At 65.9% G+C, this 25923-nt stretch carries 23 protein-coding genes; 9 read left to right on the forward strand and 14 right to left on the reverse strand.

Going from position 1 to position 25923, the window contains the following annotated elements:
* Nucleotides 1–168 precede the first annotated feature (168 nt).
* The 5 genes from rfbC (at nt 169) to KRR38_RS18225 (ending at nt 4434) form a co-directional block, all read left to right on the forward strand.
* Nucleotides 169–741 (forward strand): dTDP-4-dehydrorhamnose 3,5-epimerase, encoded by a 573-nt coding sequence (gene rfbC / locus KRR38_RS18205; protein WP_217404233.1) that lies wholly within the window; start codon nt 169–171, stop codon nt 739–741.
* Nucleotides 741–1805, forward strand: coding sequence for a dTDP-glucose 4,6-dehydratase (gene rfbB, locus KRR38_RS18210; RefSeq protein WP_217407326.1), 1065 nt, complete (start codon nt 741–743; stop codon nt 1803–1805). Before rfbC ends, rfbB begins: the two co-directional genes overlap by 1 nt.
* Entirely contained in the window at nt 1798–2700 is a 903-nt protein-coding gene (rfbD, locus tag KRR38_RS18215; RefSeq protein WP_217404235.1) for a dTDP-4-dehydrorhamnose reductase, read from the forward strand. Before rfbB ends, rfbD begins: the two co-directional genes overlap by 8 nt.
* Entirely contained in the window at nt 2697–3569 is an 873-nt protein-coding gene (rfbA, locus tag KRR38_RS18220; RefSeq protein WP_217404237.1) for a glucose-1-phosphate thymidylyltransferase RfbA, read from the forward strand. The genes rfbD and rfbA overlap by 4 nt, the downstream gene beginning before the upstream one ends.
* A 223-nt stretch (nt 3570–3792) precedes the next feature.
* Entirely contained in the window at nt 3793–4434 is a 642-nt protein-coding gene (locus tag KRR38_RS18225) for a bifunctional 2-polyprenyl-6-hydroxyphenol methylase/3-demethylubiquinol 3-O-methyltransferase UbiG (RefSeq protein WP_217404239.1), read from the forward strand.
* 13 nt (nt 4435–4447) lie between these two features.
* Here the strand turns inward: KRR38_RS18225 and KRR38_RS18230 are convergent, their stop codons facing one another.
* Nucleotides 4448–5590 carry a cell wall hydrolase gene (locus KRR38_RS18230; protein WP_309141079.1) on the reverse strand — a complete coding sequence of 381 codons (1143 nt, stop codon included), beginning with the start codon at nt 5588–5590 and terminating at the stop codon, nt 4448–4450.
* Between the two features lie 231 nt (nt 5591–5821).
* On the opposite strand from KRR38_RS18230, the gene KRR38_RS18235 reads away from it, so the two are divergent.
* Entirely contained in the window at nt 5822–6091 is a 270-nt protein-coding gene (locus tag KRR38_RS18235) for a hypothetical protein (RefSeq protein WP_217404241.1), read from the forward strand.
* Nucleotides 6091–8163, forward strand: a complete 2073-nt coding sequence (locus tag KRR38_RS18240) for a hypothetical protein (protein ID WP_217404243.1) — start codon at nt 6091–6093, stop codon at nt 8161–8163. The genes KRR38_RS18235 and KRR38_RS18240 overlap by 1 nt, the downstream gene beginning before the upstream one ends.
* 14 nt (nt 8164–8177) lie before the next feature.
* Here the strand turns inward: KRR38_RS18240 and KRR38_RS18245 are convergent, their stop codons facing one another.
* Nucleotides 8178–8792: a PEPxxWA-CTERM sorting domain-containing protein gene (locus KRR38_RS18245; RefSeq protein WP_217404245.1), complete on the reverse strand. Its 615-nt coding sequence runs from the start codon at nt 8790–8792 to the stop codon at nt 8178–8180.
* 394 nt (nt 8793–9186) lie between these two features.
* Between KRR38_RS18245 and KRR38_RS18250 the strand changes: the two genes are divergently transcribed.
* A complete protein-coding gene (locus KRR38_RS18250; protein WP_217404247.1) occupies nt 9187–10536 on the forward strand; it encodes an exopolysaccharide biosynthesis polyprenyl glycosylphosphotransferase in 1350 nt (449 codons plus the stop codon).
* 10 nt (nt 10537–10546) lie between these two features.
* On the opposite strand, the gene KRR38_RS18255 is transcribed toward KRR38_RS18250, so the two are convergent.
* The 11 genes from KRR38_RS18255 to KRR38_RS18305 all read right to left on the reverse strand — a co-directional run bounded on the left by KRR38_RS18255 (nt 10547) and on the right by KRR38_RS18305 (nt 22945).
* Nucleotides 10547–11707 (reverse strand): glycosyltransferase, encoded by a 1161-nt coding sequence (locus KRR38_RS18255; RefSeq protein ID WP_217404249.1) that lies wholly within the window; start codon nt 11705–11707, stop codon nt 10547–10549.
* 19 nt (nt 11708–11726) lie between these two features.
* The gene (locus KRR38_RS18260; protein WP_217404251.1) at nt 11727–12722 is read right to left on the reverse strand and encodes a glycosyltransferase family 2 protein; all 996 of its coding nucleotides are present in this window, start codon (nt 12720–12722) and stop codon (nt 11727–11729) included.
* A 75-nt stretch (nt 12723–12797) separates the two neighbouring features.
* Nucleotides 12798–13916, reverse strand: a complete 1119-nt coding sequence (locus tag KRR38_RS18265; RefSeq protein ID WP_217407328.1) for a glycosyltransferase family 2 protein — start codon at nt 13914–13916, stop codon at nt 12798–12800.
* A 40-nt stretch (nt 13917–13956) separates the two neighbouring features.
* On the reverse strand, nt 13957–15201 hold the full coding sequence (locus KRR38_RS18270; RefSeq protein WP_217404253.1) for a hypothetical protein: 1245 nt from the start codon (nt 15199–15201) through the stop codon (nt 13957–13959).
* 528 nt (nt 15202–15729) lie between these two features.
* Nucleotides 15730–16743 (reverse strand): SDR family NAD(P)-dependent oxidoreductase, encoded by a 1014-nt coding sequence (locus tag KRR38_RS18275; RefSeq protein ID WP_217404255.1) that lies wholly within the window; start codon nt 16741–16743, stop codon nt 15730–15732.
* Between the two features lie 33 nt (nt 16744–16776).
* A complete protein-coding gene (locus KRR38_RS18280; RefSeq protein WP_217404257.1) occupies nt 16777–18081 on the reverse strand; it encodes a UDP-glucose/GDP-mannose dehydrogenase family protein in 1305 nt (434 codons plus the stop codon).
* A gap of 171 nt (nt 18082–18252) precedes the next feature.
* Nucleotides 18253–19488, reverse strand: coding sequence for an acyl-CoA reductase (locus KRR38_RS18285; protein ID WP_217404259.1), 1236 nt, complete (start codon nt 19486–19488; stop codon nt 18253–18255).
* A complete protein-coding gene (locus tag KRR38_RS18290; RefSeq protein WP_217404261.1) occupies nt 19481–20566 on the reverse strand; it encodes an acyl-protein synthetase in 1086 nt (361 codons plus the stop codon). Before KRR38_RS18290 ends, KRR38_RS18285 begins: the two co-directional genes overlap by 8 nt.
* Nucleotides 20567–20613: 47 nt before the next feature.
* A complete protein-coding gene (locus tag KRR38_RS18295; RefSeq protein ID WP_217404263.1) occupies nt 20614–21978 on the reverse strand; it encodes an AMP-binding protein in 1365 nt (454 codons plus the stop codon).
* A 6-nt stretch (nt 21979–21984) separates the two neighbouring features.
* Nucleotides 21985–22728 carry an SDR family NAD(P)-dependent oxidoreductase gene (locus tag KRR38_RS18300; RefSeq protein WP_217404265.1) on the reverse strand — a complete coding sequence of 248 codons (744 nt, stop codon included), beginning with the start codon at nt 22726–22728 and terminating at the stop codon, nt 21985–21987.
* On the reverse strand, nt 22715–22945 hold the full coding sequence (locus KRR38_RS18305; protein ID WP_217404267.1) for an acyl carrier protein: 231 nt from the start codon (nt 22943–22945) through the stop codon (nt 22715–22717). The genes KRR38_RS18300 and KRR38_RS18305 overlap by 14 nt, the downstream gene beginning before the upstream one ends.
* 134 nt (nt 22946–23079) lie before the next feature.
* On the opposite strand from KRR38_RS18305, the gene KRR38_RS18310 reads away from it, so the two are divergent.
* Nucleotides 23080–24081 carry a zinc-binding dehydrogenase gene (locus KRR38_RS18310; RefSeq protein WP_217404269.1) on the forward strand — a complete coding sequence of 334 codons (1002 nt, stop codon included), beginning with the start codon at nt 23080–23082 and terminating at the stop codon, nt 24079–24081.
* 39 nt (nt 24082–24120) lie between these two features.
* Here the strand turns inward: KRR38_RS18310 and KRR38_RS18315 are convergent, their stop codons facing one another.
* Nucleotides 24121–25764 (reverse strand): O-antigen ligase family protein, encoded by a 1644-nt coding sequence (locus KRR38_RS18315; protein WP_217404271.1) that lies wholly within the window; start codon nt 25762–25764, stop codon nt 24121–24123.
* Nucleotides 25765–25923: the final 159 nt, after the last annotated feature.

Here is a 25923-nt window from a genome sequence, read left to right on the forward strand (position 1 = left end):
GCCCGCCAGCCGCATCATTTTAGGACAAATCAAGACGGCACAAAGGCTAAGGCCGCCCCACGACGGCAATGCGATTGACCGCGCAAGTTCCGCCGCTTAAGCGATGCCCTACCTCCAAACTGTGACAAGCAGCCGATGCTACGCGGCTGAAACGAAGGTGAGAACCGGATGTTGCCCAAGCTGATCCGGCCGCGCCGCTACGGCGACAACAGGGGCTGGTTTACCGAAAGCTATAACGCGAGGCGATACGGCGAAGCCGGCATCCGTGATACGTTCGTGCAGGATAACCACAGCTTCTCGGCACCCAAGGGAACGCTCCGCGGGCTGCATTTCCAGGCCATCCCGAACGCCCAGGCCAAGCTCGTGCGCTGCGTGGCGGGTGCCATCTGGGACGTCGCGGTCGATATTCGCGACGGGTCGCCTACCCGCGGCCGCTGGGTCGGCGCGGAGTTGACCGCCGAGGGCGGGGAACAGCTCTATGTCCCGGTGGGTTTTGCGCACGGCTTCGTCACGCTGACCGAAGATGCCCACGTGCTCTACAAGGCCGGCGATCTCTATGCGCCCGACAGCGAGGGTTCGATCCGCTGGGACTCGCCCGAACTCGCGATCGCCTGGCCGCTGGACGGTGGCTGCCCCGTGCTCTCCGACAAGGACGCTGTCGCCCCCGCGTTTGCCGATCTGACGGCGGTGTTTCCCTATGAGGGCGACCCGCTCGGCGATCTCGAGGAGATCGTGCTGTGATCCGCCGCCGCGTCCTGGTGACGGGAGGGGCCGGCTTCATCGGCTCGGCCGTCGTGCGCCATCTCGTCGGCGATCTCGGCGCCGACGTGCTGGTGCTCGACAAGCTGACCTATGCGGGCAACCTCGCTTCGCTGGCGCCGGTCGTCAGCGATCCGCGCTACCGCTTCCTCAGGGCCGACATCTGCGACGGATCGGCCGTGGCCGCGGCGATCGGCGAGTTCCAGCCCGATGCGATCATGCATCTCGCGGCCGAGAGCCATGTCGACCGCTCGATCGACGGACCGGCGGCCTTCATCGAGACCAACGTGGTCGGTACCTTCCGCATGCTGGAGGCGGCGACCGCCTATTGGCGCGGGCTCGATGCCGCGGGCCAGGACCGGTTCCGCTTCCACCACATCTCGACCGACGAGGTGTTCGGGGCGCTGGGCGACGAGGGCAAGTTCGACGACAGCACCGCCTACGATCCGCGCTCGCCCTATTCGGCGAGCAAGGCCGGGTCCGACCACCTCGTCCGCGCCTGGCACCATACTTATGGCCTGCCGGTGCTGATCACCAACTGCTCGAACAATTACGGGCCCTATCACTTTCCCGAGAAGCTCATCCCGCTGATGATCCTCAAGGGCCTGTCGGGCGACCGCCTGCCGGTCTACGGCGACGGCTCGAACGTCCGCGACTGGCTGCACGTCGAAGACCATGCTCGCGCGCTGGCGGCGGTGGTGGAGCGCGGTGCGCCGGGGGCGACCTACCTGATCGGCGGCAATGCCGAGCGAACGAACCTGCAGGTCGTCGAAGCGATCTGCGACCTGCTCGATGCCAACGCCCCGCGTGACGACGGCCAGAGCCGGCGCACGCAGATCGGTTTCGTCACCGATCGCCCGGGGCACGACTATCGCTATGCGATCGACGCCTCGCGCATCCGCGACGAACTGGGCTGGACGCCGCAGGAAAGCTTCGGCAGCGGCATGGCGGGGACGGTGCGCTGGTACCTCCACAACCGCGACTGGTGGGAGGCGATCCAGGCCGGCACCTACCAGGGCGAGCGGCTGGGCGTGAAAATTGGCTGAGCGCGTCTGGCTCGTCACCGGCGGTAGCGGCCAGGTGGGTGGCGCGCTGGCGGCCGCACCGCCGCCGGGCGTGCGCATCGTCGCGCCGCCGCGCGCGGTGCTGGACCTGGCCGCCGAGCGTCTCGACATCGCGCCGTTGCTCGCCGCCGAAGGCATCACGGCGATCATCAATTGCGGCGCCTATACCAAGGTCGACCAGGCCGAGGACGAACCGGAACTCGCCCTGCGCATCAACGGCGATGCCCCGGGGGCGCTCGCTGTGGCGGCGCACGCGGCTGGTATCCCGATCGTGCAGATCTCCACCGACTACGTCTTCGCCGGCGACAAGCCTTCGCCCTACTTCGAAGCCGATCCAACCGGGCCGACCAGCGCCTATGGCCGCAGCAAGCTGGCCGGCGAGCAGGCGGTGGCGGCCTCGGGCGCGCGCTATGCGATCCTGCGTACGGCCTGGGTGTTCAGCCCCGGCGGTGCGAATTTCGTGCGTACCATGCTGCGGCTGGGCCGTGAGCGCGATACGGTGGGTGTCGTCGACGACCAGGTCGGCTGCCCGACCCATGCCGGCGACATCGCAGCGGCGGTGGCGCAGGTCACACTGGCGCTCGAAGACGGGCGCAGCGGCGACGGCATCTGGCACCTGGTCAATTCGGGCGAAACGAGCTGGCACGGCCTCGCCGCGCGCGTCTTCGCCCGCGCAGCGCTGCGCGGCCAGCCGGCGCCGCAGTTGAACGCTATCCCGACTTCCGCCTACCCGACCAAGGCACCACGCCCGGCCAATTCCCGTTTGGTAACCGGTCGTCTTTATCATGATTTCGGAATCAGGCTGCGGCCGTGGCAGGAAGCCGCCGACGAGGCGGTCGACGCGATCCTGGCCGGCGAAGGAGATACCAGGCCATGAAAGGCATCATTCTGGCGGGTGGATCGGGCACACGGCTCCATCCGGCGACGCTGGCGATCAACAAGCAGTTGCTGCCGATCTACGACAAGCCGATGATCTACTATCCGCTCTCGGTGCTGATGCTGTCCGAGCTGCGCGACATCCTGATCATCTCGAGCCCAGAATATATCGATAACTTCCGCCGCCTGTTCGGCGACGGCAGCGCCTTCGGGATCAACCTGGAATATGCGGTCCAGGAACGCCCCGAAGGGCTGGCCCAAGCCTTCATCATCGGCGAGAAGTTTCTGGCCGGCGGGCCGGGCGCCCTGGTGCTCGGCGACAACATCTTCTATGGCGCCAACCTGGCCAACCAGTTACGCGCAGCCAAGGCCCGCTCGCAATACGACGGGGCCTCCACGGTGTTCGGCTATCATGTCGAAAATCCGCGGGCCTATGGAGTGGTCGAACTCGATGCCGACGGACTGGCGCTGTCGATCGAGGAGAAGCCGGCCGAGCCACGGTCGAGCTGGGCCGTGACGGGCCTCTACTTCTACGACGAGCGGGTCTGCGAGCTGGCGCGCCAGGTTCGCCCCTCGGCGCGCGGTGAACTGGAGATTACCGATCTCAATCGGCTATACCTCGAAGACGGGTCGCTGCATGTCGAACGCATGGGCCGCGGCTATGCCTGGCTGGACACGGGCACGCACGACAGTCTGCTCGAGGCGAGCGAATTCGTTCGGACGATCCAGAATCGCCAGGGCATGCAGATCGCCTGCCCCGAGGAAATCGCCTGGCATCAGGGGTGGATCGACGAGACGCAATTGCGAGCGGCGGCGGAGGCTTACGGCAAGACCGCCTATGGCCGTTATCTGGGAAGGTTGATCGGCTGACCGGCTCGATCGGCTCCGGAATGGATCGATTAGGATGAGATAACCTAATCCTTCATGAGTTGACGATAGGGCGTTTCACAGCTGCGACATTGCGTGCGGGAATTGATTTCGGTTATGCCGCTTGGCTCATCTGCTTCGTCGGGCCAGACGAAGATGGTGACCCCGGCTTTTGACATTCGCGCTTCCGGACGTGAAAGAAGGATTTCGATTGTGGGGTTTCACTGTGGTTGAAGCGATTTCCAACTATCATGACCTCGTCCGCAGCGACGTCTTCGCTTTGGTACCCCAGAATGCCGGCCGCCTGCTCGATCTTGGCGGCGGTATCGGCGCCACCGGCGCGGCGTTGAAGGAACTGGGCCGCGCAAGCGAAGTCATCGTGATCGATCACGTGACCAGCGCTTGGGCAAAAGGTGTCGACAAGGGCTATGTCGCCGATCTTGAGGACGTGGACTTTCTCGACGGCGTCCTCGCCGAAAATGCTCCGTTCGATACGATCCTGTGCCTCGATGTCCTCGAGCACCTGCGCGACCCCTGGGCCGTGGTCCGCCATCTGCATAAATGCCTCAGGCCCGGCGGCGTAATGGTCATCAGCCTGCCCAACGTCAATCATTGGTCGCTGGTGGGCCCCCTGCTCCTTCACGGCCGCTTCGATCTGGTCGAATCCGGCGTAATGGATCGCACCCATATCCGTTGGTTCGCCCGCCACGGCGTGATCGAGCTCGCCACCAGTTCGGGGCTCGTTTTCGAGGCAATCCAGACGAACATCGGCCGGCGGCTGCACAAGGTCCTCGACAAGGTGTCGTTCGGCCTGCTGCGCCGCTTCGTCACCGTGCAATATGTCGTGCGGGTGCGCCGCCCGGCCTGACCGATCTGCGCTCCTATTTCTGCGCGGGCGGCAGGCAGTTGTCGCGCGGGATGTTCTGGAAGACCTTGCAGTCGTAATAGATATATTCGCTGTTGGTCGCGTCGAGCACATAGCTGAAGCTCAGCGTGGCACGGGCTGCCGGCGAAATCGGGAAGCTCGGCGGCACGGCGCGGCGGTCGGTCCAACCCATGACTCGGCAATAGCCACGGCCGCCGCAGAGACGGCGGCCGAGCAACAGCGCGGCAGGCTCGGTCGCACCCGTGAGATGGACGAGATAGGCACCGCCTTCCTGGCGCCGCGCCGCGACAGTGCCGATGCCCACTTTGTCGCCCACCTTGTGACCTTCGACCGGAACCGACACCAGCGCCGCGGGCGCGTCGCTCACTGCCGTCTCGATCGCCGCCGCGGCGTGGGAGGGAAGCCACGAAAGTTGGGCAATGCCCGGTTCGGCGCCGTGATAGGCGATCCGGCCGGCATCGCGGCTGCCCCAGTAACCGGGCCAGCGGAAGAACAGGTGGGTTTCGACCTGGGCGATCTTGTCGAGTTCGCCGCTCCAGACCGGATGGACCCAATCGGTGTGATAGTGCGTCGCTGCGCCGACCTGGGCGAAGACCTTCCCGTCAAGCGCCTCCCCCGCCCTGCGCCGTGCTGCAGCCCAGGCGGCGTCGCTATACCGGCGCGCCAATGAACCGTCGCAGGTGAAGCTGAACTGGCAGCCCGTGCTGCGCTCGGAACCCTGGAAGACGACGCCGCAGACCGTCTTGGCGAAGGCCGGGTGGCGGACGCGGTTGAGCACGACCTGAATCACCGCACGCTGGCCGGGATCGCTGCCGCCGGCCTCGGCCATGGCGGCGAGCGCCAGGCAATCGAGCGAGCGGCTCCGGTCGAGCGCCGATCCTTCGAAGCGGAACGGGCGCGCGGGCAGCGGCTTGACCTCGGCGAAGGGGGTGGCCGCATTGAGCTTGCGCGCCGTGTCGGTGTCGATCGGCTCGAGCGCCTGTGCCGCAACATCGTCCGGCCGGCCGGGGAGCTGTTCCAGTCCGCCGGCGGCGAGAACGTCGGGGCTAGCCTGAACCGTGGGGCGCCAGTTCCGGCCGTGATCGCCGTGCCGGACCCAGAAGAACGCCACCAATAGCGCAGCGGCGATCACAGCCACGCACAGGGCCGTGCGAACCGTTGCCGCGCGCGGCGGTTGAAGCGTGAGCCCAGGCACGAGTCGTCCCTAGCGCGCGAAGTTACAAAGACAAGTTATGTGCGAGGGTTCGCCCAGCAACCGGGTTTCCCGGAATGGCACGATATTATTCCGTTATAGCACTATTTATTTTCCTACATAAACCTATATGGTTATTTCGTCCTTGTTCCGATTCGGCGGACAAGGAGATTTCCAATGTCGTTCGATCCATTCGCGAATAATGCCAGGGCGGCAGTGGACCCGGCCCGCACTGCTTTCGCCATCGTCCCGCATGACGTGAACGAGCTCCCGATGCTGCCGCGCGCCATCTACGTGGGCACCGGCGGTACGATCACCTTGCGCGCGGCGGACAGCGGCGCGGATGTCCTGTTCAAGAACCTGGCCAGCGGCCAGATCCTCGACCTGCGCGCGCAGTTCGTCCGCGCGACGGGAACCACCGCGGCCGATCTGGTGGGGCTGGCCTGATGGGGCGCTCGGGGATCGGCCTGGCGCGCGCCGGCCGCCGCCGGCTTTACGGCGGGACGCCGACGCCAGCGCCCGCACCGTTTACGGCGATCGCTGCGGACGGCTGGCAGGCGACGGTCGGATCGCCGGCCGACCTTTCGCTCCTGCCCGCTACGGCCACCCGGCAGGGCTTCGACACGGCGGGCGCCGCCACGACCCATATCGATACCCTGTTCCTTACCAAACGCGTGTGGCAGGCCTATCCGGCTCAGGCAAGCTTCACCGCCAGCAGCCAGGCGCTGTCCGACTATGTCTATTCGACCGACACGATAGCCGGCGCGGTCAACAACAGCACCGAGACCTCACCCAAGCCCGTCGCCGCCTGGGTGATGACCGACCGCCGAATCGTCGGCAATTCGCTTGATCTCGAATGCGTGGCCTTCCACCGCAACGGCCGCGGCGGCAAGCCTGTCGCCTGCGTGGTGTTCCGGGCCACCGACGGAACCACGACGGTGACCGCGACCGCAAGCGCAATGGTCGTCTCGCCGGGAAGCTATGACCGCTGTGCCGTGCTCGTCTATCGCGCCACGATCGACATTTCCTCGCTGAGCGACAACGCCAACATCACCTGCAACGCCAAAGTCTATCCGTGGATCGGCGGTAGCGGCTCGGTGCTCGACAGCGCCGACCAGTCGGCAGCACGCGAGTTCAGCCCGCGTGTCTTTCGCAAGAACACATCGCGCGCCGCCGCCCCCTACATCGTCCGCGTCAAGGCGACGGGCAACGACGGCACCGGCGCGGTCAGCACCAGCGCGGCGACGGCCGATGCCTCGCCCTGCCTGACGCTCATCGGCGCGATCAATCGTGCGCGCGCGGTCCTGGGAACCGCGGCGGGATCTCTCGACGGCCTGCGCATCCAGCTCGATGCCGGGACATGGGCGCGGACGTCGTCGCCGAGCGCGTCCAACACGATCAACGCCGAGGTCGTCATCGAGCCGATCCCCGGCGTCGCCAAGGCAAGCTGCATCGTCACATTCGGCGTGTCGAACAACGGCTTCGACCTCGCCTACTTCCGCATGCGCAGCCTGACCGTCCGGCGGGTGGGCCTCTATTCGAACAATGGCACCCAGACCGTCTACGAAGACTGCGCGATCGACTACAATGGCAATACCGACACGCCGCTCGCGATCAGCGGCACCAATATGTACTTCGAAGGCTGCGACTTCGGCACCGGCAGCCTGGCGCTCAATGGACATGTCAGCAGCTTCCATGCCCTCCACCGCGGCTGCACGGGCGGCGTCGCCAACTCGAACGACCAGCGCGAATACTATGTCGTTGTCGGATGCGAATGGACGGGCGGAAGGGGCGAGCCGACGATCGGCCGAAGCCAGAACGGCACGGTGATCGCGTTCAACAAGTTCATGAAGCACGGCAACGCCGGCGGCGGCGGCATGACGCTTACCGGCAGCGGCACGCTCGCCGGAGCGGCCATCGTCCAGAACCTGTTCGAATGGACCTCCACCGGCGCCCAGCTCATCCTGCGCGTGTCGGCGGACGGTGACACCTTGAACACCAGCCACGTCATCCTGTGGCACAACACGATGGTCGGCGCCTTTGCGGCGGGACGCAGCAACGTCTTCTACGACGAGACGACCGGCACCGCGCGCACGCACAAGCTGATGAGCTGCAAAAGCAATATCCACGTCCAGATCAACACCAAGTCGGACGTGTTCAAGACCGACGGCACGCGAACCGGCAACTTCGCCTACGAGCATGGCGTCGGCTGCGACGGCGAGTTCAGCCAGTTCGTCGACGCCGCTAGCGGCGGCGTTGGAACATCCTTCGCGCAGGAGTACCCCGGGCTCCGCGGCAGTCTCGGCACCAGCCCGACCACGCGCAACGACCCGCTGTTCACCAGCTACGCCGGCGCGACCTACAACGGCTCGACCTATACGGCGGGGGCGGGCGGCGGAACCTATACGCTGCAGGCGGGAAGCCCGTGCCTCGCGCGCCTGCCAGTCGCGGTCCTGTCACACGATCTTGCCGGCATAGCGCGCGCGGCAGCGGACAACGCCGCCGGCGCCTATGCCTGACGGGTCGGTGCGGCTCAGGCCCGAATGGCAGCGGGCAATGCGGGAGAACGATCACCGGCAGCACGCGACTTGCGGAGCGCGATTCCGGACATGCCGACGCCGAGGATCATCAAGGCCCAGGTCGCAGGCTCGGGCACCGGCGGTGGGGCGTCGACTGTCTTGCTCACCAGGGTATAGTTCAGTGGCGTGTCGGAGGATTCCCCTCCCGGCAGAGTCACTATGGGTCTCCACGAAGCATTTGCCCAAACCTGGTGGCTGACCGAACATGCCTGGCCGACCACGGCAGGCTGCGTGGCGCAGAAATTGAACTCCGTCGGCATCACGTAGAGGATCGAAAAGCTCGTCGACGTCTGGCCAAGAATCTGGACGCTCGCGAAGTCGAACTTGTCGACGGAAAGACCGTTGCTGGTGCCGCCGCCGGTCCAGGTCTTCGTGAAGGTGAACCACTCGTTGAACTGCGGCAGGGTCAACTGGGTGCCTGCGGGCAAGGGGTCAAGCAGCGTGAAGTCCAGCCTCGTGGCGGGGCCGAACAAAGTCAGGTCCTTTCCAGTATCCGGAAAGATCGTTGCCCCGAACGCCGGCTGGATCCAGAACGCAGCGGCCGCCGCCAGTAACCCCATTAGCCTCATACACTTAACTCCCCCTAATCAGCCCGACATGTTTCCGCAGCGGGCGGCTTGTCCAGCGATAACCGCCCAGCCGGTGCGAATGTTCGACGGGGCGAACGAGCGCAGGCCCGACCGACTGCCGTGCCCGCCGCTGGCGCGCCCCACGGCATCCGGAGAACCGGACACCATTGATCGAGTGCAAACCCCCCGGCGCTCTGGTAGCTGTCACGCCGCCGTTGCGCAGAAAGGGCACCCTATACCCAAACAGATTGCACCAAAATGATGCATCGGTCCGCGCGGGCCGAATTCGTGCCCAATTAACCATTTTTTGCTACCGACAGCGGTAACGCCAGTTATGGACCAGCAAGTGCTCGATCGAAATCCACCGCGACCGGCCTCGGGTGATCTCGGCGTTGTGCGTCGGTTCCTTGTGCGGCGGCAGAACGTCCGTCTGATGCTCTACCTGATGCTTGTGGTCTGCGACGTCGCCGCCATTCGAGCAGCCTTTTCCGTCGGCGTCACGATCAGGGGAGCATACTGGCTCAATTCGGGCGGGTTCGAGCTTGGCTGGCTGATCCTGCCGATCCATATCCTCGTCGGCTTTCGCGGCGGTGCCTATGCGCACGATGCGGTGAAATCGCGGCTTGAATCGGTCGGCCGGGCCTGCCGGTCGTTCATGATCGCCACCGCGCTGATCTGTATGCTTATCCTGTTCCAGCGCACCGGCTTCTTCATCTCGCGAATGGCCTTCGCGGCATCGATCCTGCTTTCGTTGGCGTTCCTGGCGGCGTTCCGCATCGTGACGCTGACCGTGTTCGTGGGCAAGGACAAGAGCTGGATGTTCGGCGAGCTGCTGATCGTCGACGACGTGCCCGCTCCCTCCGACTATACGGGCGAAGTGCTCGACGCGGGCGTGGTCGGGCTCGTTCCCAATATCCGCGATCATGCGCAGCTGTCGGCGCTGGCCGAGGTCGTCCAGCGCTATGACCGCGTGGTCGTATCCTGCGCCACCGAAGCCAGGCGCAGCGACTGGGCGCAGATGATCAAGTGCTTCCCCATCACGGGCGAGGTCCTGCTCGACGGGGGGAGTCCGCTGGGGGCGATCGGGCTCGACCGCTTCCGCGGGCATGACACGATCGTCGTCGTGCGCGGCGCGCTGTCGCTGGGCAACCGGATCAAGAAACGCCTGATGGACATTGCCGTCTCGGGCGCGGCCCTCGTCTTCCTGGCGCCCTTGCTGCTGGTCGTGGCGATCGCGATCAAGTTCGACAGCCGGGGGCCGGTCCTGTTCAAGCAGCCGCGCGTCGGCCGGGGCAACCGCCTGTTCGACGTCTTCAAGTTCCGCAGCATGCGGACCGAGGCCGGCGATCTCGCCGGAAGCCGGTCGACGGCGCGGGACGACGACCGCGTGACCCGCGTCGGGCGGCTCATCCGCGCGACGAGCATAGACGAGCTGCCGCAACTGATCAACGTGCTGAAAGGCGACATGAGCATGGTCGGGCCGCGACCCCACGCGCTCGGCTCGCTGGCCGGCGACAAGCTGTTCTGGGAAGTCGACGCCGCCTACTGGCGTCGTCACGCGCTGAAGCCCGGGATCACCGGGCTGGCCCAGGTCCGCGGCTTTCGCGGTGCGACGCACGAGCAGATCGATCTCGAAAACCGGCTCCAGTCGGATCTCGAATATGTCAGCGGCTGGAGCCTGTGGCGCGACTTCAAGATCCTGGTGTCGACCGTGCGCGTGGTCATCCACCCGCGCGCATTCTGACCGCCTGCGGTCAGGCCAGCACTTTCGTCAGCGCATCGCCGTACCGCGCGAGGATCGCGGGACCGCGGAATTGGTCGGCGGAGGCCTGCTGCCAAACAGCCAGATCCCGTTTGCGTGCAGCATTGTCGCGCAGCAGTTCGCGCAGGCCGGCGGCGATCGCTTCGGGCGAGCGCGCATCGACCCCCAGCGCGAACGACGCACCGTCGAAGTAGCCGTCGACCGCCGCGCCCCTCGGATAGACGATCGGGCAACCGGCGAGCAGCGCCTCGGCGAAAACCATCCCGAAACTCTCCCGCTTCGAAGGCATGGCAAAGACGGCGCCCTGGTTCATCCAGGCCTGGATGCTATCTCCGCCGACCGTGCCGGTCCGACAGGTGAACGCCGAAGCACCGGCCGCGCGCACGGCATCGTCGACCGCCTTCTCGGTGTCCGGCGTGCCGCTGCCCGCTATTTCGAGGCTGAGGTCCGGGAATTCGCCGCGTAGCGCTGTGCAGGCACGGGCGAGCCCGGCGATGTTTTTGTTCCGCCAATGTTCGAGGTGGAACGCCGTGATGACGCGCGAGCCGGTTTCGCGGGGAGAGATCACCCGGTCCGCGACGGGAACGCACGGCAGCGCGATCTGTACCGCATTCGAAGGGCCGAGCGTGGCCTCGCACCATCGCGATATCCACGGCGCGAAAGCGATGACGGCAGCGGCATCGCACCAGACCTGGCGATGGAGCGCGCGCAGGTCCGGCCGCACCGCCACGATTTTCTGGTCGGTGTTTCCCTGCAGCGTCAGCGCATAGGGCACTTGCAGCGCCGCCGCGACACGCCGCGCGGCGATCCCCTCGATGCTGAGCTTGTGTCCCTGGACGAGCGCGGGCCGCAGGCCGCGGTTGCGGATGTCCGCGACTATCCGGTTGGCGATGCGCTCCATCGCGCGGCGGAGCAGGATGCCCTTGGCGGGCGCGGCATAGCGCCACGCGGCGACTTGGCCGTCGTCGGCCACTTCGTCGACCTGTCCGGCCGCCAGGAATCCCGCCAGCCCTCCGCCGTAGCGGTTCAGCGAATAGACCCGGTGGTCGAACCGGCCGGCTGTTCCGTCGATCAGCGCTTTCACGGCGCGGGTCTTCCGCGGCACGCAGGCGTCGGGATAGTCGGCGCTGATGTGGACGACCGTCGGATTCATCGCTGATCTTCGGCGCGCGTCACCGGAACCCGGCGAGCCAGTCATGTCGCTGCCGCCAGATCTGCTTAAGCCGTTCGCTTTGCTCGGCCGAACTGGTTAGACTGGCGCCGACACGCCGCGCCAGCGCCCAGAGCCAGAGCTGGGCGATGCCTACCGGCACCATCAGCGGCGACCAGTGATCGCGAACCAGCGTCGCCTTGGCGCGCATCACCGCGCAGACCTTGTCGGCGTGACGCTTGGTCGAGGCGCCGACGATATGCATGATCTGGGCATCGGGCGTGATCATCGGCCGATAGCCGAGCTTGCGCGCGCGCAGCGCCAGGTCGGCATCCTCGCCGTACATCCAATAGCGCAGGTTGAACCCGCCCAGCCGCCGCCACAGGCTGGTCTCGCAAAGCAGGAAGCAGCCGGTGACGATGTCCACCTCACGCACCGTATCGCGCTTCCAGCCGCCTATGCCTTCGGAATTGAACAGCGGCGAGTGGGGGAACTTCTGGGCCAGGCCCACCGTCTGGCAGAACAGGCTCCACGGCGTCATCCGGCTCCAGCAAGAGGTCGGGTTCAGCGAACCGTCGGGAAAGACCGTTCGCCCGCCGACGATCCCCGCTTCGGGATGGGCCTTGGCGAAGGCGAGCAGATTGGCAATGGCGCCGGGATGCGTCTCGGTATCGGGATTGAGCAGGCAGACATAGGGCGTGGTCGCCGTTTCCGCGACGAGGTTATTCGCCTTGGCAAAGCCGAGGTTGTCCGGATTGGCGACGCATTCGACCTGGGGAAAGCGCGCGCGCACGGCCTCCGCCGAGCCATCGTGCGAGGCATTGTCGAACAGGACCACGCGCATCGCCAGCCCCGGCGAGTTGGCAAGCAGCGTTTCGAGCGCCCTCAGGGTCAGTTCGCGCGTGTTGTAGCTGACGACGATTACGGTCACTTCGGGAACCGCCACGTCCGCCGGATGCGAGGACACGGTTTCGCGATCGGCCGCCCGATCGTATTCACCGCTCACATCGATCGCCATTGCGTACCCCGAACCTTTTGCATGCCCCCTAGCACAGCGGGCCTGGCATTGACATCTGCGCGCTCGCCGCCGCCCTCAATACTTGCCCCAGACGAAGCGCGAGGAGAGGGCGAAGTTCCAGACCGATCCGACGATGATGCCGGTGATCGCGGCGGGGTATTCGTGCACCCCGAAGCGCACGAGGATCGCGGCGACGCCGACATTGGCGGTGAGGCCCACCGAGCAGGTCAGCGCGAACTTGCACCAGCCCTTGAGCAGCGGCACGAAGCCCGTCAGCCGCTTGTCCGAATAGGTCAGCGCGTTGTTGAGCACGAAGTTGAAGGTCATCGCCACCATCGCCGCGACCGTCTGGCCGAGCTCGAAGGCGGTGACCAGCTGGCCCTTGACCGGCGGCCCGCCGAAGATCGACAGGAAAGTCGTCAGCACCGCCATGTGCACGATGACGCCCACCGCGCCGATCGTGCCGAACAGCGCGAAGCGCGTCGGGATGATCCGGCCCAGCCAGCGGTCGTAGAGCCCGACGAGGAATTCGAAGACCACCGTCCGGTCGAGCTTGGACTCGCCGCCCGCGCGCGCCGCGAAATGCATCGGGAATTCCTTGACCCGCAGGGTCGTGTCGACCGTCGCCATGATGTCGAGCAGGATCTTGAAGCCCACGCCCGAGAGGCGGTGCGCGTCGCCGCGCAAGGTCTCGGCGCGCAGCATGAAATAGCCGCTCATCGGATCGCTGAGTTCGACGCCGGTGACCTTGCGCGCGATCGAATTGGCCAGGCCCGAGGCCTTGACCCGGTCGGGGCGGCCCCAGGCCTCGGTGCTCGCGCCCTCGGCAAAGCGCGAGGCGACGGCGACGTCGTAGTTCCCGCTCTCGACCGCCTCGAGCATGCCCGGCAGCAGCGCCGGATCGTGCTGGTGGTCGGCATCCATCACCGCGACGACCGGCGCCGCGGTCGCCAGCATGCCCTCGATCGCCGCCGAGGCCAGCCCGCGCCGGCCGATCCGCTGGATCACCCGCACCCGCGGATCGCCCTGGCTCAGCACCCGCGCCTCGTCCGAGGTCCCGTCGGGACTGTTGTCGTCGACGATGATCACTTCCCAGGCGATCCCCGACAGCGCCGCATCCAGCCGCGTCACCATCCCGGAAATGTTCGTGCGCTCGTTGTAGGTCGGCAGAACGACCGCTAGCTGCGGGCCCATCTGACGCCTGGCAGCGGCTTCGACCGCTGGTGAAGCAGTATCAATGACGGATTGCATAGAGTTTTCCATTCGGTCCGGCATATTTGAGTTCCAGCCATTGTGGTGCGGGTTCGGGCAGGTCTGCCTGGAAAAGCCACACGAAGTCGAAGCGATTGCGCGGTAGGTTCACAAGCCACTGATCGAGGTCGATGCCCGAGCAGACCTTGCCGGGAGGCCGCGTCTTGCCGCGTGGGCTGAACGAGAGCTCGCCGTTGTAGGGCGTCCCCGGATTGTAGATCGGGGCCATGATCTGCTGACCGGGAATGTCCCAATAGGATGAGACGAAGGCATCGCGCCGCACGATCGCCAAGTTCGGCACACCCTTCAAGCTGTCGTTGTACCACGCGTTGAAACAGCCGCGTTCGGGCACGATATTGGCGATACGCGCGCCTCGGGGAATATATTGCAAGGCGCCGAGTTCGGCATTGAGCGATTTGCTGCGTTCGGCCCATCCATGGGCTGTCGCGCCGATACGGACGACGAAGAGCGCCACCGCGAAAGCGGCAATGATGCCCGCGGTCCGCGCATTGCCTTCGAACCGGACTGCGACGAGCGCGATGATGTACATGACCGAAACCAGGCGCGTGTCGACGTAGTAGCCGGACATCGAACTCGACGGCACAATCCAGAAGGCCACGAACAGGAATGCCGAGACCAGCGCGAGACTGAGCATCAGCCGGGCTTGCCCACGCAGCACAAGCACCGCCGGGATGGCTGCAATCAGAGCCAGGCTCGCCAGGTCGAGCAATTTCACTTCGTCCCGCAGCGGTGTGCCCAGGTTGGAAATCTTGAACTTGAGAGAGAAGGGCAGACCGGGGGCCGCTCCGACGATCTCGCGTGCCGGCCCGAGCAGGATCAGCAGGGCAGGCAGGAGGACGGGCAGGCCGACGAAGACGATGCGCCGTGCCATGTAGCGGACGTTCCATTGACGATCGCGGATCAGCACTGACAGCTCGAACATGGCAAGCGTGCCGACGAGGACACACCAGGCGGCGAGATGCGCGAGCCAGACCATCGAAGCGAGCACCAGCAAGCACGCGGCGCGCGGCAACTCGCTCCAGCTTGGGGTGCGGTACCAAAACAGGATCACAGCAAAAGCGAGCGTGATCCCCGTATGAAAATTCATGAAGCCGAAGAGATAGGTAAAGCTGTAGACGAAAGGGACCGCGAGCAGTGCCGTGGGCTGTACCGCGCCATGGACTGCCTTGCTCAGTTGCCGGATCAGCAGGATCTGGAGCGGCGGCAACAACGCCGACAGGACGATCGCACCGCGCTCCGCCCCCCAGCAAGGGGCCGGCGGCAGCCATCAGCAAGTCCTGCCCCATGTTCGGCGCGATCACCCAGCGGAACCGGAAGTACTGCCGCAGGAAAGGCGATTGCTCGCCGTCCAGCATCACATGGTAGCGCGCCATGTGGGTGAGCAGATCGCCGAGCGGCGGCAGGGGAGCGGCCAGGAAGGGCACGAGCGAGCCGAGCGCCAAGGCCAGCCATAGCCAGGGCGACTGCCACCAGCGGGTCTCGGCGCCGCTCGTCGTCCGCGTGCCGTCGCAAACGAAAAGCCTGCTAGCCTGGTCCGCCGCTTTCATCGGGCGTGGCGCCGGTACGGGAGCCGAGCGGCGGCGAACGCGGCGATTCCGACCGAAGGGCGGCGGGCGGGCGGGCTTGCTGGTTCGCGTCGACCGTTATCCACCCGACCTATTCCCCGTCCTTGCGCGGCCCAGATAAGGTAAACGCGCGCACCTTGTCCACGTTCCGGTCCTGGTCCCCCGCCGCCTCAAGCCTCGTATTGCTCGCGATACCAGGCGACGAAACGCTTCACCCCTTCGCGAACGTCGGTCGCGGGCGAATATCCGGTCAACGTCCGCAGCAGCGACGCGTCGGCCCAGGTTGCCGGTACGTCGCCCGGCTGCATGTCCATGTAGTTGCGGATCGCCTTGCGGCCGAGTTCCTGCTCGATCGCGTCGATGAAATCCTCGAGCCGGACCTTGTCGCTGTTGCCGATGTTGACCACGCGGAACGGCGCGACCGGCGAGAGGCTGTCGCCCGCCGGCACCTCGCCAGGCGAGGCAGGGCGCTGCGGCACGGCATCGATCAGCAGGCGAATGCCGCGGACCAGATCCTCGACATAGGTGAAGTCGCGGAACATCTGGCCGTGGTTGTAGATGTCGATCGGCGTGCCTTCGAGGATGCCTTTGGTGAACTTGAACAGCGCCATGTCGGGCCGGCCCCAGGGGCCATAGACGGTGAAGAAGCGGAACATAGTCACCGGCAGGTCCCAGAGATGGGCATAGGAATGGCCCATCGATTCGTTCGCCTTCTTGGTCGCGGCGTAGATCGTCAGCGGCGTGTCGCACTTCTGCGTCTCGGCGAAAGGCATGTCCTCGTTCGCGCCATAGACCGACGAGGTCGAGGCCATCAGCAGGTGGCCGACGCCGAGTTCGCGCGCCACTTCCATCACGTTGAACGTGCCGGTGATGTTGGTGTCGATATAGGTGCGCGGATGCTCGAGGCTGTAACGCACACCGGCCTGCGCGGCGAGGTGGACGATGGCGTCGGGCGCCGCAGCGCGAGCATAGGCAATCAGCCGCTCGGACTCGAGGATGTCGAATTCCTCGGCACTGAAGGCATTGCTCTCACGCAGCATGGCGTGGCGCCGCTGCTTGAGCGCGACGTCGTAGTAGCTCGTCATGGCGTCGACGCCGACGACGCGGAAGCCTTCGGCGAGCAGCAGCCGCGACAGGTGGAAACCGATGAAGCCGGCCGTGCCGGTGACGAGGACGGTGCGCATGGGGTTAGTCCCTAGCTCCGCCATGGTTAACTTTCACCTGCCGACCGCGTGATAGTTGAGGCCGAGGCCTTCGGCGGTCTCGCGGTCGTAGATATTTCTGAGATCCACCAGCACCGGTTCGGCGAGTGCGGCCTTCATCCGTGCGAGGTCGAGCCCACGGTAGGCATCCCATTCGGTGACGATGACCGCAGCCGATGCACCGGCGATCGCTTCCCAGGGGCTGACGACATATTCGACGTCCTCGAGCACGAGCCGCGCCTGCTCGACGCCTTCGGGATCGCAGGCGGCGACGAGCGCACCGGCGTCCTGCAGCGCGCGGATGATGGCGATGGCGGGAGAATCGCGCATGTCGTCGGTGTTGGGTTTGAAGGTCAGCCCGAGGATGGCGATGCGCTTGCCGCGCACGTCGCCACCGCAGGCCGCGATCACCTTGCGGCCCATGGCACGCTTGCGGTTGTCGTTGACCGCGACAACGGCCTCGACGATGCGCTGCGGCGCCTCGAAATCCTGCGCGGTCTTGAGCAGGGCGACGGTGTCCTTGGGGAAGCAGCTGCCGCCATAGCCGGGTCCCGCGTTGAGGAACTTGCCGCCGATGCGGTTGTCGAGGCCGATGCCCCGCGCCACTTCGCGCACGTCAGCGCCGACCTTCTCGCAGAGGTCGGCGATCTCGTTGATGAAAGTGATCTTGGTCGCGAGGAAGGCGTTGCCGGCATATTTGGTCAGCTCGGCGCCGCGGCGGCTCATCTCGATCAGCGGCGACTTGCCGCCGAGGAACAGCGGGCGATAGACTGCGCGCATGGCCTGCAGGCCACGCTCGTCATCGCCGCCGATGACGATGCGGTCCGGATGCTTGAAGTCGGCGATCGCCGCGCCTTCGCGGAGGAATTCGGGGTTCGAGATCACGGCGAAATCGGCTGCGGGATTGGCCTCGCGGATGATCCGCTCGACCTCGTCACCGGTGCCCACGGGCACGGTCGACTTGTTGACGATCACCGTGAAACCGTCGATGGCGGCGGCGATTTCCTCGGCAGCGCCATAGACATAGGACAGGTCGGCATAGCCGTCGCCGCGGCGCGAAGGCGTGCCGACAGCGATGAACACGGCATCGGCGGCCTTGACCGCTTCGGCCAGCTCGGTGGTGAAAGACAGCCGCCCGGCCGCGGCGTTGCTTGCGACGAGATGATCGAGGCCGGGCTCGAAGATCGGGATCTGCCCGGCCTTGAGGGCGCCGATCTTGGCTTCGTCCTTGTCGACGCAGATGACGTCGTGGCCGAAGTCCGAAAAGCAGGCGCCCGATACGAGCCCGACGTAACCCGAACCGATGACAGCAATCAGCATTTGAGCGACATACCCTTTTTCAGCGGCGCGGTAGGCTGGCAATTTCGCCAAAGCGCTTCGATCCGGATCGGCTTCCTCCTTTCGAGGCGGAAAATGACCGGATTGTGTCGGCGGCTCCCTAAACGAAGAGATTCGAGGGGGCTAGTGAGGCATTTCCCAATCGCAGCAATGCTAGACCGAAATCGCGGCGAGGCGCGTCATTGCCGCGAGCAAGTCCTTGCCGTCCCAGATCGCATCGAAATCGAGCGCCGTGCCGACGCGCACGACGCGGTCGATCCCCCGCGGCAGACCCTCCGCCAGGGCTTCGCGCCATTCCTGGTTGTCGATCCCGAAGCTGACGATGGTCTGCCAGTGCGGCTGGGCAAGCGCGGCAAGTTCGTCGAGGGCATCGACGCGGGCCTCACGGAAGAAACCGTTGCCAGCTTCGCTCGGCACGGCCAGCTGTGCCGGCCGGGCGCAGCGGATGACCCGGACGCGGTTGCTGGCGCTGGGCAGGATCGCGACGTCGCCTTCCATCGCTGCGCCCTGCTCGGCCAGCAGCTTGGCCACGGCGTCGGCGTCCTCCCACTCGAAATCGCCTTGCGAGACCGCGCGTTCGATGGCCGTCCAGAAGCCTGCGCTCGCCTTTCCCACGCGCTCGGCCGAACCGCGCCAGACCACGGCACGCGGCGAAGAGCAGGCCATCTGGCCGAACCAGTAGGCGTCGTTGACGAAAGCCCGCGCCACGGCCTCTTGGTCGGCAGCCGCAAGCCAGGCCTCGGCGTCGATCACCGCGAGCGAGAACTTGTTGGGGAACACCAGCTCGCTCGCGGTCGGCGCCAGCGGGCTCGCGCGAACGAGATCGACCGTGGCGTCGCCGCCCCAGACGATTCTGAGACCGACCGCGCGCGACAGCGCATCGGTGATGGCGCGGTCATGCTCGTAGCGGACGATCGCGGTTGCGGCGCGGACCGGTTCGTCGGCTTCGGCCAGCACCCGCTCGAACACCTGCATGAGCAGGCCGGCCTGGTCGCCCGAACGCGAGGAGACACGGACGATATTGGCATTGCCCGCGAGCATCGACAGCAGCAGCGAATAGACGAAGATCGTATCGACGTTCGACGGCGCAATATGAAAGGCAGAGCCGCGCGGCAGTCGCAAAGCCTCTGGATAGGCCGCGTCGAACCGCGCGCGCAGCCGCGCGATGTTGGCAGCGCGGGCCCAGAAGCCGAGCGCGACGAGCTCGGGATAGCGGCGCACCGTCGGATCGCTGCGCAGCGCACGGCCGAACTCTTCGACGAAGCCGAGCACCGGCGGTGCGAACGGCAGCAACGGGCGCGCGGCCAGCACCGCTGCCATCGTGCCGCCGCGCGGAAGCACCACGTTCACGCCGCCCAGCGGATCGTCGGTTGTGGTCACGTCATCCATTCTGGCTGCCAGATTGGCTGAAGGTGTCGCTACAGCCACGCACTTCGGCCTTGGGGATGCGGCCATGAACCGCGAAAGTCCGGCCCAGCCGGCCGCAGGGGCAGTCGTCCTCGCCGAGCAGCACGCCCTTGTCTTCGGTCAGCAGCGAATGGCCCGGATAGGAACGCGGCAGTACCGAGAGGACCTGGATCACCCCCGTCTCGCCGACTGCACATTCGCGCCAGTCGAGCGGATCGCGGATCACGACGTCGGCGAACAGCGGCGCGTGGAGCCGCCCTGCCTCGCATTCGACGAAAACCGAGCCGGTCTGCTCGACCATGCCATAGAAGTTATGGACACGCCCGAAGCCGCCCAGCGCATCGGCCTGGCTCTTGAACACCTCGTTCGAGACCTTCTCGTCCTCGAGCTTCTTCCAGCCGCCGCTGTGTACGAGGATCGCATCGCGGAAGGGCAGCTTGCGGCCCGAGCGTTCGAGCGCCTGGAGCAGGTAGCGCCAGACCATGAAGGTGAAGCCGAAGGCGAAGATCGGCTGGCCCTCGTAAACTTCGGCGAACTGGTCGATCGCTTCCCAGTCGAGCTCCATCGTCTCATCCTTGAGCGCGAAGATGTGCTGGCGGCCGAAGGTCATCATGCCGAGGATGCCGGCGCCGCGCGCGGAGAAGCTGCGCCGGTCCTTGACCACGCTAGGATGGTCGATGATCAGCATCGGCAGACGCTTCGGCCCGAGGAACGAGGTCATGATCTTGACCAGAACGCGCGTCTGGTTGCGCGCCGTATCGGCATCGAGATAGATCCGCGACGGCTGCTGACCGGTCGTGCCCGACGAGGTCATCGTCTTGAACACCGCCTCGCGCGGGACCGAGGCGAGGTCGTGCAGCTTGAAGATCGAGACGGGCAGGAAAGGTGCCTCGACACCGCCCGGCGGCACGGCCTCGCCATATCCCTCTAGGATCGCATCATAGGGCGGGCAGGCGGCGCGGTGGTGCGCGGTCAGCTCGCGCATCTCCTCCGCGAGCACGGCGTGCTTCTCGCGCTGGGTAAGGCCGTAGACCGGCATATCGAACAAGCGGTCGATCATCACGCCCTGTTACCGGCAAGGAATTCGGAATGGAAGCGGGCCGCGTTTCAGGTGCCGGCAGCCTCGTCCCAAGCGGCTTCGAGCGTGCTGGCAGCGACCTTGCCCGAAGCCGGCCGGGCGATCGGGGCGCGGGCCAGCCGCACTTCGATGCCGCGTGGCGGGAGCGAGAACAGCTCGACCAACTGCTGCCGCACCGCCGCGGTATCGGCCTGGCTTTCCAGCAGTACGCGCAGCGCATCCTCCGCGCCGAAACAGACGGCCTGGTGGCCGAACGCGGCCAGCCGCTGCTCGACCTCGTCGGCATTCACCCGCAGGCCGAAGACCTTGACGATGCGCGAGGCCCGCCCGATGATCCGCAGCAGGCCATCGCCTCCGCGCAGCGCTATGTCGCCAGTGGCGAGCCGCCCGCCGAGCAGGTCGCCGACGGCAAGGTCGTCCGGGCCTTGGGCATAGCCCATCATCACGCCGGGGCTCTCGACCACCATCTCGCCCGGTTCACCCTCTCCGACGGGCCGGCCGTCCTCGCCTTGCAGATACACGGTCACGCCGGGCAGCGGCAGACCGATCGCCTCCGGCGCGGAACGCGCGCTTTCGGGCGGCAACAGCGTGATGCGCGGGCCCGCCTCGGTCTGGCCGTACATCACGACGAAGCGCCGCCCGCTGAGCTCGGCCCATTCGGCAAAGAAGGCGACGAGCTTCGGGTCGAGCCGCCCGCCGGCCTGGGTCATGGTCCGCAGCGACGAAGTCTGGATCTTGCCCAGCAGCCGGCGCAGCGCCGCGTAGTGGAACGGCACGCCGGCGATCGAGGTCGCCTGATGGGCTTCGAGATCCTCGAAATAGCCGGGCTCCATTACGCCATGCCGCGTCAGGCCGATGCAGCCGCCGGTGACGATGTGCGAGTGGATCACCGACAACCCGTAGGAATAGCTCATCGGCAGGTGCAGCAGCGGCCGCTCATCGGCATCGAGCGCTAGCGACTGCGCAATAGCCAGCGCATTGGCCAGCACGCCGGCGCGGCTTAGGCGCACGAGCTTGGGCGAACCCGTGCTGCCCGAGGTCGTCAGCAGCAGCGCCAGCTCGGGGTGGAGCACGGCGCCGCCCTGGCGCAGGTCGATACCGCCGATCGGGTCAATGACGGCGTCGACGCGGTAAAGTTCGGCAAGATGTTCGACGAGTTCTTCGGCAAGATCGGCTTCGAGTAGCAGCGGCGCATGGCCGGCGTCGAGCAGGGCGACATAGGCCGCAACGCATTCCGCAGTCAGGGAGCAGCGCAGGATCACCAGCGAGCGCGGCCCATCGAGCTCGGCGATCAGCGAGCGGCCCAGCGCCAACGTCTCGGCATAGGAGAGCACGCGCTCGCCGTCGCGCAGGCAGGGACGGGCGGCGTGGCGCTGAAAATAGTCGCCGAACATCGCCGGTCAGACGACCATGCCGCCGTCCACCCCGATCACCTGTCCGGTGACGTAGCGCGAGGCATCCGAGGCGAGGAAGACGCAGACGGGTGCGATGTCTTCTGCAGTGCCGAGGCGGCCCATGCCGATCGTGCCGACCAGCGCTTCGCGCTTGGCCGCAGGAAGCGCCGCGATCATGTCGGTGTCGATCGCGCCGGGGGCAATCGCGTTGACGCGGATCTGGCGGCCTGCGAGCTCCTTGGCCAGGCTGTAGGTCGCGCCGATCACTGCAGCCTTGCTCGCGGCATAGACCGTCTGGCCCGAATTGCCGAACCGACCCATGATCGATGCCAAATTGATGATCGAGCCGCCGCCGCCGCGCGCCATCAGCCGCGCGGCATACTGGCTGCAGAGCAACAGCCCGCGCACATTCGTGCTCAGCACCTCGTCGATCATCTGCACGGAGGCCATTTCGATCACCCCTTCGCGCAGGATGCCGGCATTGTTGACCAGGATGTCGAGGCGCTTGTTTTCGGACTGGATCCGCGCGAACCCCGTGCGGATGGCGACGGCATCGTTGACGTCGAAATAGAGCGCTTTGGCCTTGGGGCCCAATTCGGCGCAGACCTGATCCAGCGAACCTTCGCTGCGCGCATTGAGCCAGACTTCGGCGCCGGCTTCGATCAGCGCCCGCGCCGTCGCCAGTCCGATGCCACGGCCGGCCCCGGTGACGAGCCCTACCTTCCCATCGAGCGCATCAGGCCGCCACATCGTACTTGGCCAGGATTTCGCCGATCTTCCCCACCGAGGACATCGCGATGATGTCGTCGGTGTCGAGCATGATTTCGAAGCTATCCTCGAGCTCGGCCACGAGCGCCATGTGGGCGACCGAATCCCATTCGGGGATCGAATTGTACTGCAGGTCTTCGACCACGCGGTCCTCGGGGATCATCAAGGCCTTGGCGATCAGCCCCGTCAACTTGCTCATGCCTGCATCCTGTAGCTTGGGGAATTGCTCGCTCCCTAAACCAAGAGTTTCGGGGGGAGCTAGTGGCGCACCTTGCAATAGCCCCGGCAATCGCGCGAAGAGGGGAGGCAAGGTCAGCAGACCGGGAGAAAGCGATGCGCGTTGCGGTGTTCAATGGGGCAGGCAAGCCCATCACGATCGAGGACATCGCCGACGATCCCCTTCCCGCCGGATCGGTGCGGATCGAGGTCAAGCGCTGCGGCATCTGCGGCAGCGATGTCAGCCTGACGTCGGGATCGCCGTTCGACTATGCCGTGGGCAGCCGGATGGGGCACGAGAGTGCAGGCACCGTGATCGAGCTCGGCCATGGGGTTACCTCGCTGAAGGTAGGGGACAACGTCGCGGTGATGCCGCGCGGGTTCTGCGGCGATTGCCCGCCCTGCCGCGCCGGCCGGCCGCTGTTCTGCGAGGTGGGACCTCAGCAGTCCGGCGGTTTCGGCGAGCGGATGGTAATTACCGAACGGTCGGGCTTCCGCTTCCCCGCTTCGGTCTCGATGGCCGAAGGCGCGCTGGTCGAGCCGATCGCTTGCGGCCGCCGCGCCATGCGCATGGCGCGGCTCGAGCAGGGCGCCAGCGTGCTGGTGATCGGCGCGGGTTCGATCGGCATTGCGGCGGTCTATTGGGCGCGTGCGATGGGCGCCGGACGGATCGTCGTGGCGACGCGCACCCCGGCGCGCCACGCCATCGCGCTAGCCATGGGCGCCGACGAGGCGGTGAGCCTCGGTGACGATCCCACGGCGCTGGACCGAGCAATGCCGGCGCCGCCCGACATCGTCGTCGAGGGTATCGGCAAGCCGGGAGCGCTGGGCGAGGCGGTTTCCCGTCTGCGGACCGGCGGGACGATCGTCTCGCTCGGCATGTGCACCAGCCACGATCCGGTGATCCCTGCCTTCACCGCTTTCCGCGACGCCACCCTGATCTTCCCCATCGGCTATGCGCCCGAGGATTTCACCGAAACCGTCCGCCTGTTCGACGCCGGCAGCATACGGCCAGGCGTGGCCGTGACCGAGACGGTCCCTCTTGCCCGCCTCCCCTCGCTGGTGGAGGAGATGCGCGGCCCCAACGATCATCTGAAAGTGCAGATCACGCCTGATTGACCGGCAATGGCGACCGCGCCGGCAATCATGCCTCGGTCCTCAGTTGAGTGCCGGCTGAGCCCTGCGGATGGGGCGCGCCTTCTTTTCGACGGGCAGTTGGGCCGCCGGCTCTGCTGCCTTGGCCACGGAATGTCGATAGGCCAGCGCGACCGCGCCGCCGAGGACGGCAAAGAAATAGGCATGGGTCTCGACCTGAGCGAGGACCAGCTTGGTGATCGCAAACTGGGCCACGACAATCAGGACGACGCCCATCAGGGTCAATTCGCGATCGATCTGCTCCGCCCTCAGGATCGCATTGAGCAGCACGTAGACCGTCCCCAGCAACATGCAGACGAAAGTCACGAAGCCAAGCACACCCAGATCCAGCGCCAGGCAGAGATAATAGCTGTCGATGGTCAGGAAGCCGCTCTCCAACCGATAGTTGAGCACCTCGGCCCCCTTGTCGAGGCCGTAGCCCCACGGATGCGACAGGATCTTCGGCATGGCGCTGTGGAGCTGGTCGTAGCGCGTTTGGGTGCTCAGGGACTGCTCACCCGACCCCCAAATCATCTTGCCCACACGACCGATGAAGAGAGTTATGATGAAGAACATGACGCCCGCGGCCGGAATGCCCATGACGATGGCAGGAGCAACGAGGCTGGATTTGTCGCTCTTCAGCGTTTTCAATCCGTAGAGCGCGGGGAACAGCACTAGCGCAACGAGACAGCCGATGAGCCCCAGTCGTGCGTCCGTCTTGACGACGACATAGAATATGAGCGGTACTGTCGGGACCGCCAAGATGCGGAAGATCGTGCGCTTTCCATAGACCATGACGTAGAACACGAAGGGCAGCGCACAGGATATGAACTCGGCCAGGGACAGCGGCGTGGTGAACTTGCTCTGCACCCGGTAAGCGCCGCCGCGCGTGGCCCCGGCCAGAATGGCCTCGACGTTGTTATCCTCGATCTTCAGAAAGCTGGGAATATGCCCCGCCCAGGGAACCGCGCCAATTCGCGCTTCCCAGACGCCGATCAGGCAAACGACGAGCGCGCAGAGCGAGACTATGTGCGCGAACTTCTCCACCCGGCCGTCCTTGGACAGGACGTAGGCGGCAACGAAGAATATCAGCGTCCAGTTGGACAGAACGATCACCAGGCCGCGCAGAGACGTCGACGGTTCGATCGATATGATGCAGCTTATCACGTTGAGGATCGTGTAGGCCGTAGCCATCTTCCACACGAGCGGGCAGGAATCGAGGATACGCTTCAGCTCCGCGCGGAACGAAGCGGATTGAGACAGCGAAATCAGGAAAAGGATCGCCAGCGGCGCCACTGCCATCCGGATGGCAGTGATCCAGGGCAAGCCGGGAATCGCCAAGGCCAGGTAGTTCGGCCACAATAGCAGCGCGTACATGAAAGCGAAGAACAGCCATTCCACGGCTTTGACCGGCGCCTTGCCCGTCTCCGGCAACAGCCAGATCACCAGCAGGACCAGGACGAGCAGGGGAACGACCAATTGGACCAGCAGATAGATCGTCGTGATGCCGAAAAAGGCGCCATAGAAGAATGCGAAGATGCCCAGGAGGGTCAGGCCGAAGCGGCGATGGCGCTGCCAGTAGCCCGGGCGGGCATAGGGCTGGAGGACGCCGACACGAGGACGCGGATCGCGACGTTTCCAGCGAAAGCGCGGAAGAGCGAACCCCATACTTCAATCCTTCTCAATCTCGAACTTCATCGGCGCCTCAAGGCTTGCCGATCAGCATAGTCCATCCGAGAGGATAATCGCTTAACGCGATCGCGATGGCTCCGCTTCGCCGCCAGGAACAGGTTCGCGCGATGCCCGCTGGCGATCGGGAACGCGTTC

This window comes from Novosphingobium sp. G106 (assembly GCF_019075875.1).
Taxonomy (GTDB): domain Bacteria; phylum Pseudomonadota; class Alphaproteobacteria; order Sphingomonadales; family Sphingomonadaceae; genus Novosphingobium.

Excerpts from the sequence above, each read along its gene's own strand:
- rfbC (WP_217404233.1), top strand. The coding sequence starts at position 169 with ATGTTGCCCAAGCTGATCCGGCCGCGCCGCTACGGCGACAACAGGGGC.
- rfbA (WP_217404237.1), top strand. The coding sequence starts at position 2,697 with ATGAAAGGCATCATTCTGGCGGGTGGATCGGGCACACGGCTCCATCCG.
- KRR38_RS18235 (WP_217404241.1), top strand. The coding sequence starts at position 5,822 with ATGTCGTTCGATCCATTCGCGAATAATGCCAGGGCGGCAGTGGACCCG.
- KRR38_RS18240 (WP_217404243.1), top strand. The coding sequence starts at position 6,091 with ATGGGGCGCTCGGGGATCGGCCTGGCGCGCGCCGGCCGCCGCCGGCTT.
- KRR38_RS18245 (WP_217404245.1), bottom strand. The coding sequence starts at position 8,792 with ATGAGGCTAATGGGGTTACTGGCGGCGGCCGCTGCGTTCTGGATCCAG.
- KRR38_RS18255 (WP_217404249.1), bottom strand. The coding sequence starts at position 11,707 with ATGAATCCGACGGTCGTCCACATCAGCGCCGACTATCCCGACGCCTGC.
- KRR38_RS18260 (WP_217404251.1), bottom strand. The coding sequence starts at position 12,722 with ATGGCGATCGATGTGAGCGGTGAATACGATCGGGCGGCCGATCGCGAA.
- KRR38_RS18265 (WP_217407328.1), bottom strand. The coding sequence starts at position 13,916 with ATGGGCCCGCAGCTAGCGGTCGTTCTGCCGACCTACAACGAGCGCACG.
- KRR38_RS18275 (WP_217404255.1), bottom strand. The coding sequence starts at position 16,743 with ATGCGCACCGTCCTCGTCACCGGCACGGCCGGCTTCATCGGTTTCCAC.
- KRR38_RS18280 (WP_217404257.1), bottom strand. The coding sequence starts at position 18,081 with ATGCTGATTGCTGTCATCGGTTCGGGTTACGTCGGGCTCGTATCGGGC.
- KRR38_RS18285 (WP_217404259.1), bottom strand. The coding sequence starts at position 19,488 with ATGGATGACGTGACCACAACCGACGATCCGCTGGGCGGCGTGAACGTG.
- KRR38_RS18290 (WP_217404261.1), bottom strand. The coding sequence starts at position 20,566 with ATGATCGACCGCTTGTTCGATATGCCGGTCTACGGCCTTACCCAGCGC.
- KRR38_RS18295 (WP_217404263.1), bottom strand. The coding sequence starts at position 21,978 with ATGTTCGGCGACTATTTTCAGCGCCACGCCGCCCGTCCCTGCCTGCGC.
- KRR38_RS18300 (WP_217404265.1), bottom strand. The coding sequence starts at position 22,728 with ATGTGGCGGCCTGATGCGCTCGATGGGAAGGTAGGGCTCGTCACCGGG.
- KRR38_RS18305 (WP_217404267.1), bottom strand. The coding sequence starts at position 22,945 with ATGAGCAAGTTGACGGGGCTGATCGCCAAGGCCTTGATGATCCCCGAG.
- KRR38_RS18310 (WP_217404269.1), top strand. The coding sequence starts at position 23,080 with ATGCGCGTTGCGGTGTTCAATGGGGCAGGCAAGCCCATCACGATCGAG.
- KRR38_RS18315 (WP_217404271.1), bottom strand. The coding sequence starts at position 25,764 with ATGGGGTTCGCTCTTCCGCGCTTTCGCTGGAAACGTCGCGATCCGCGT.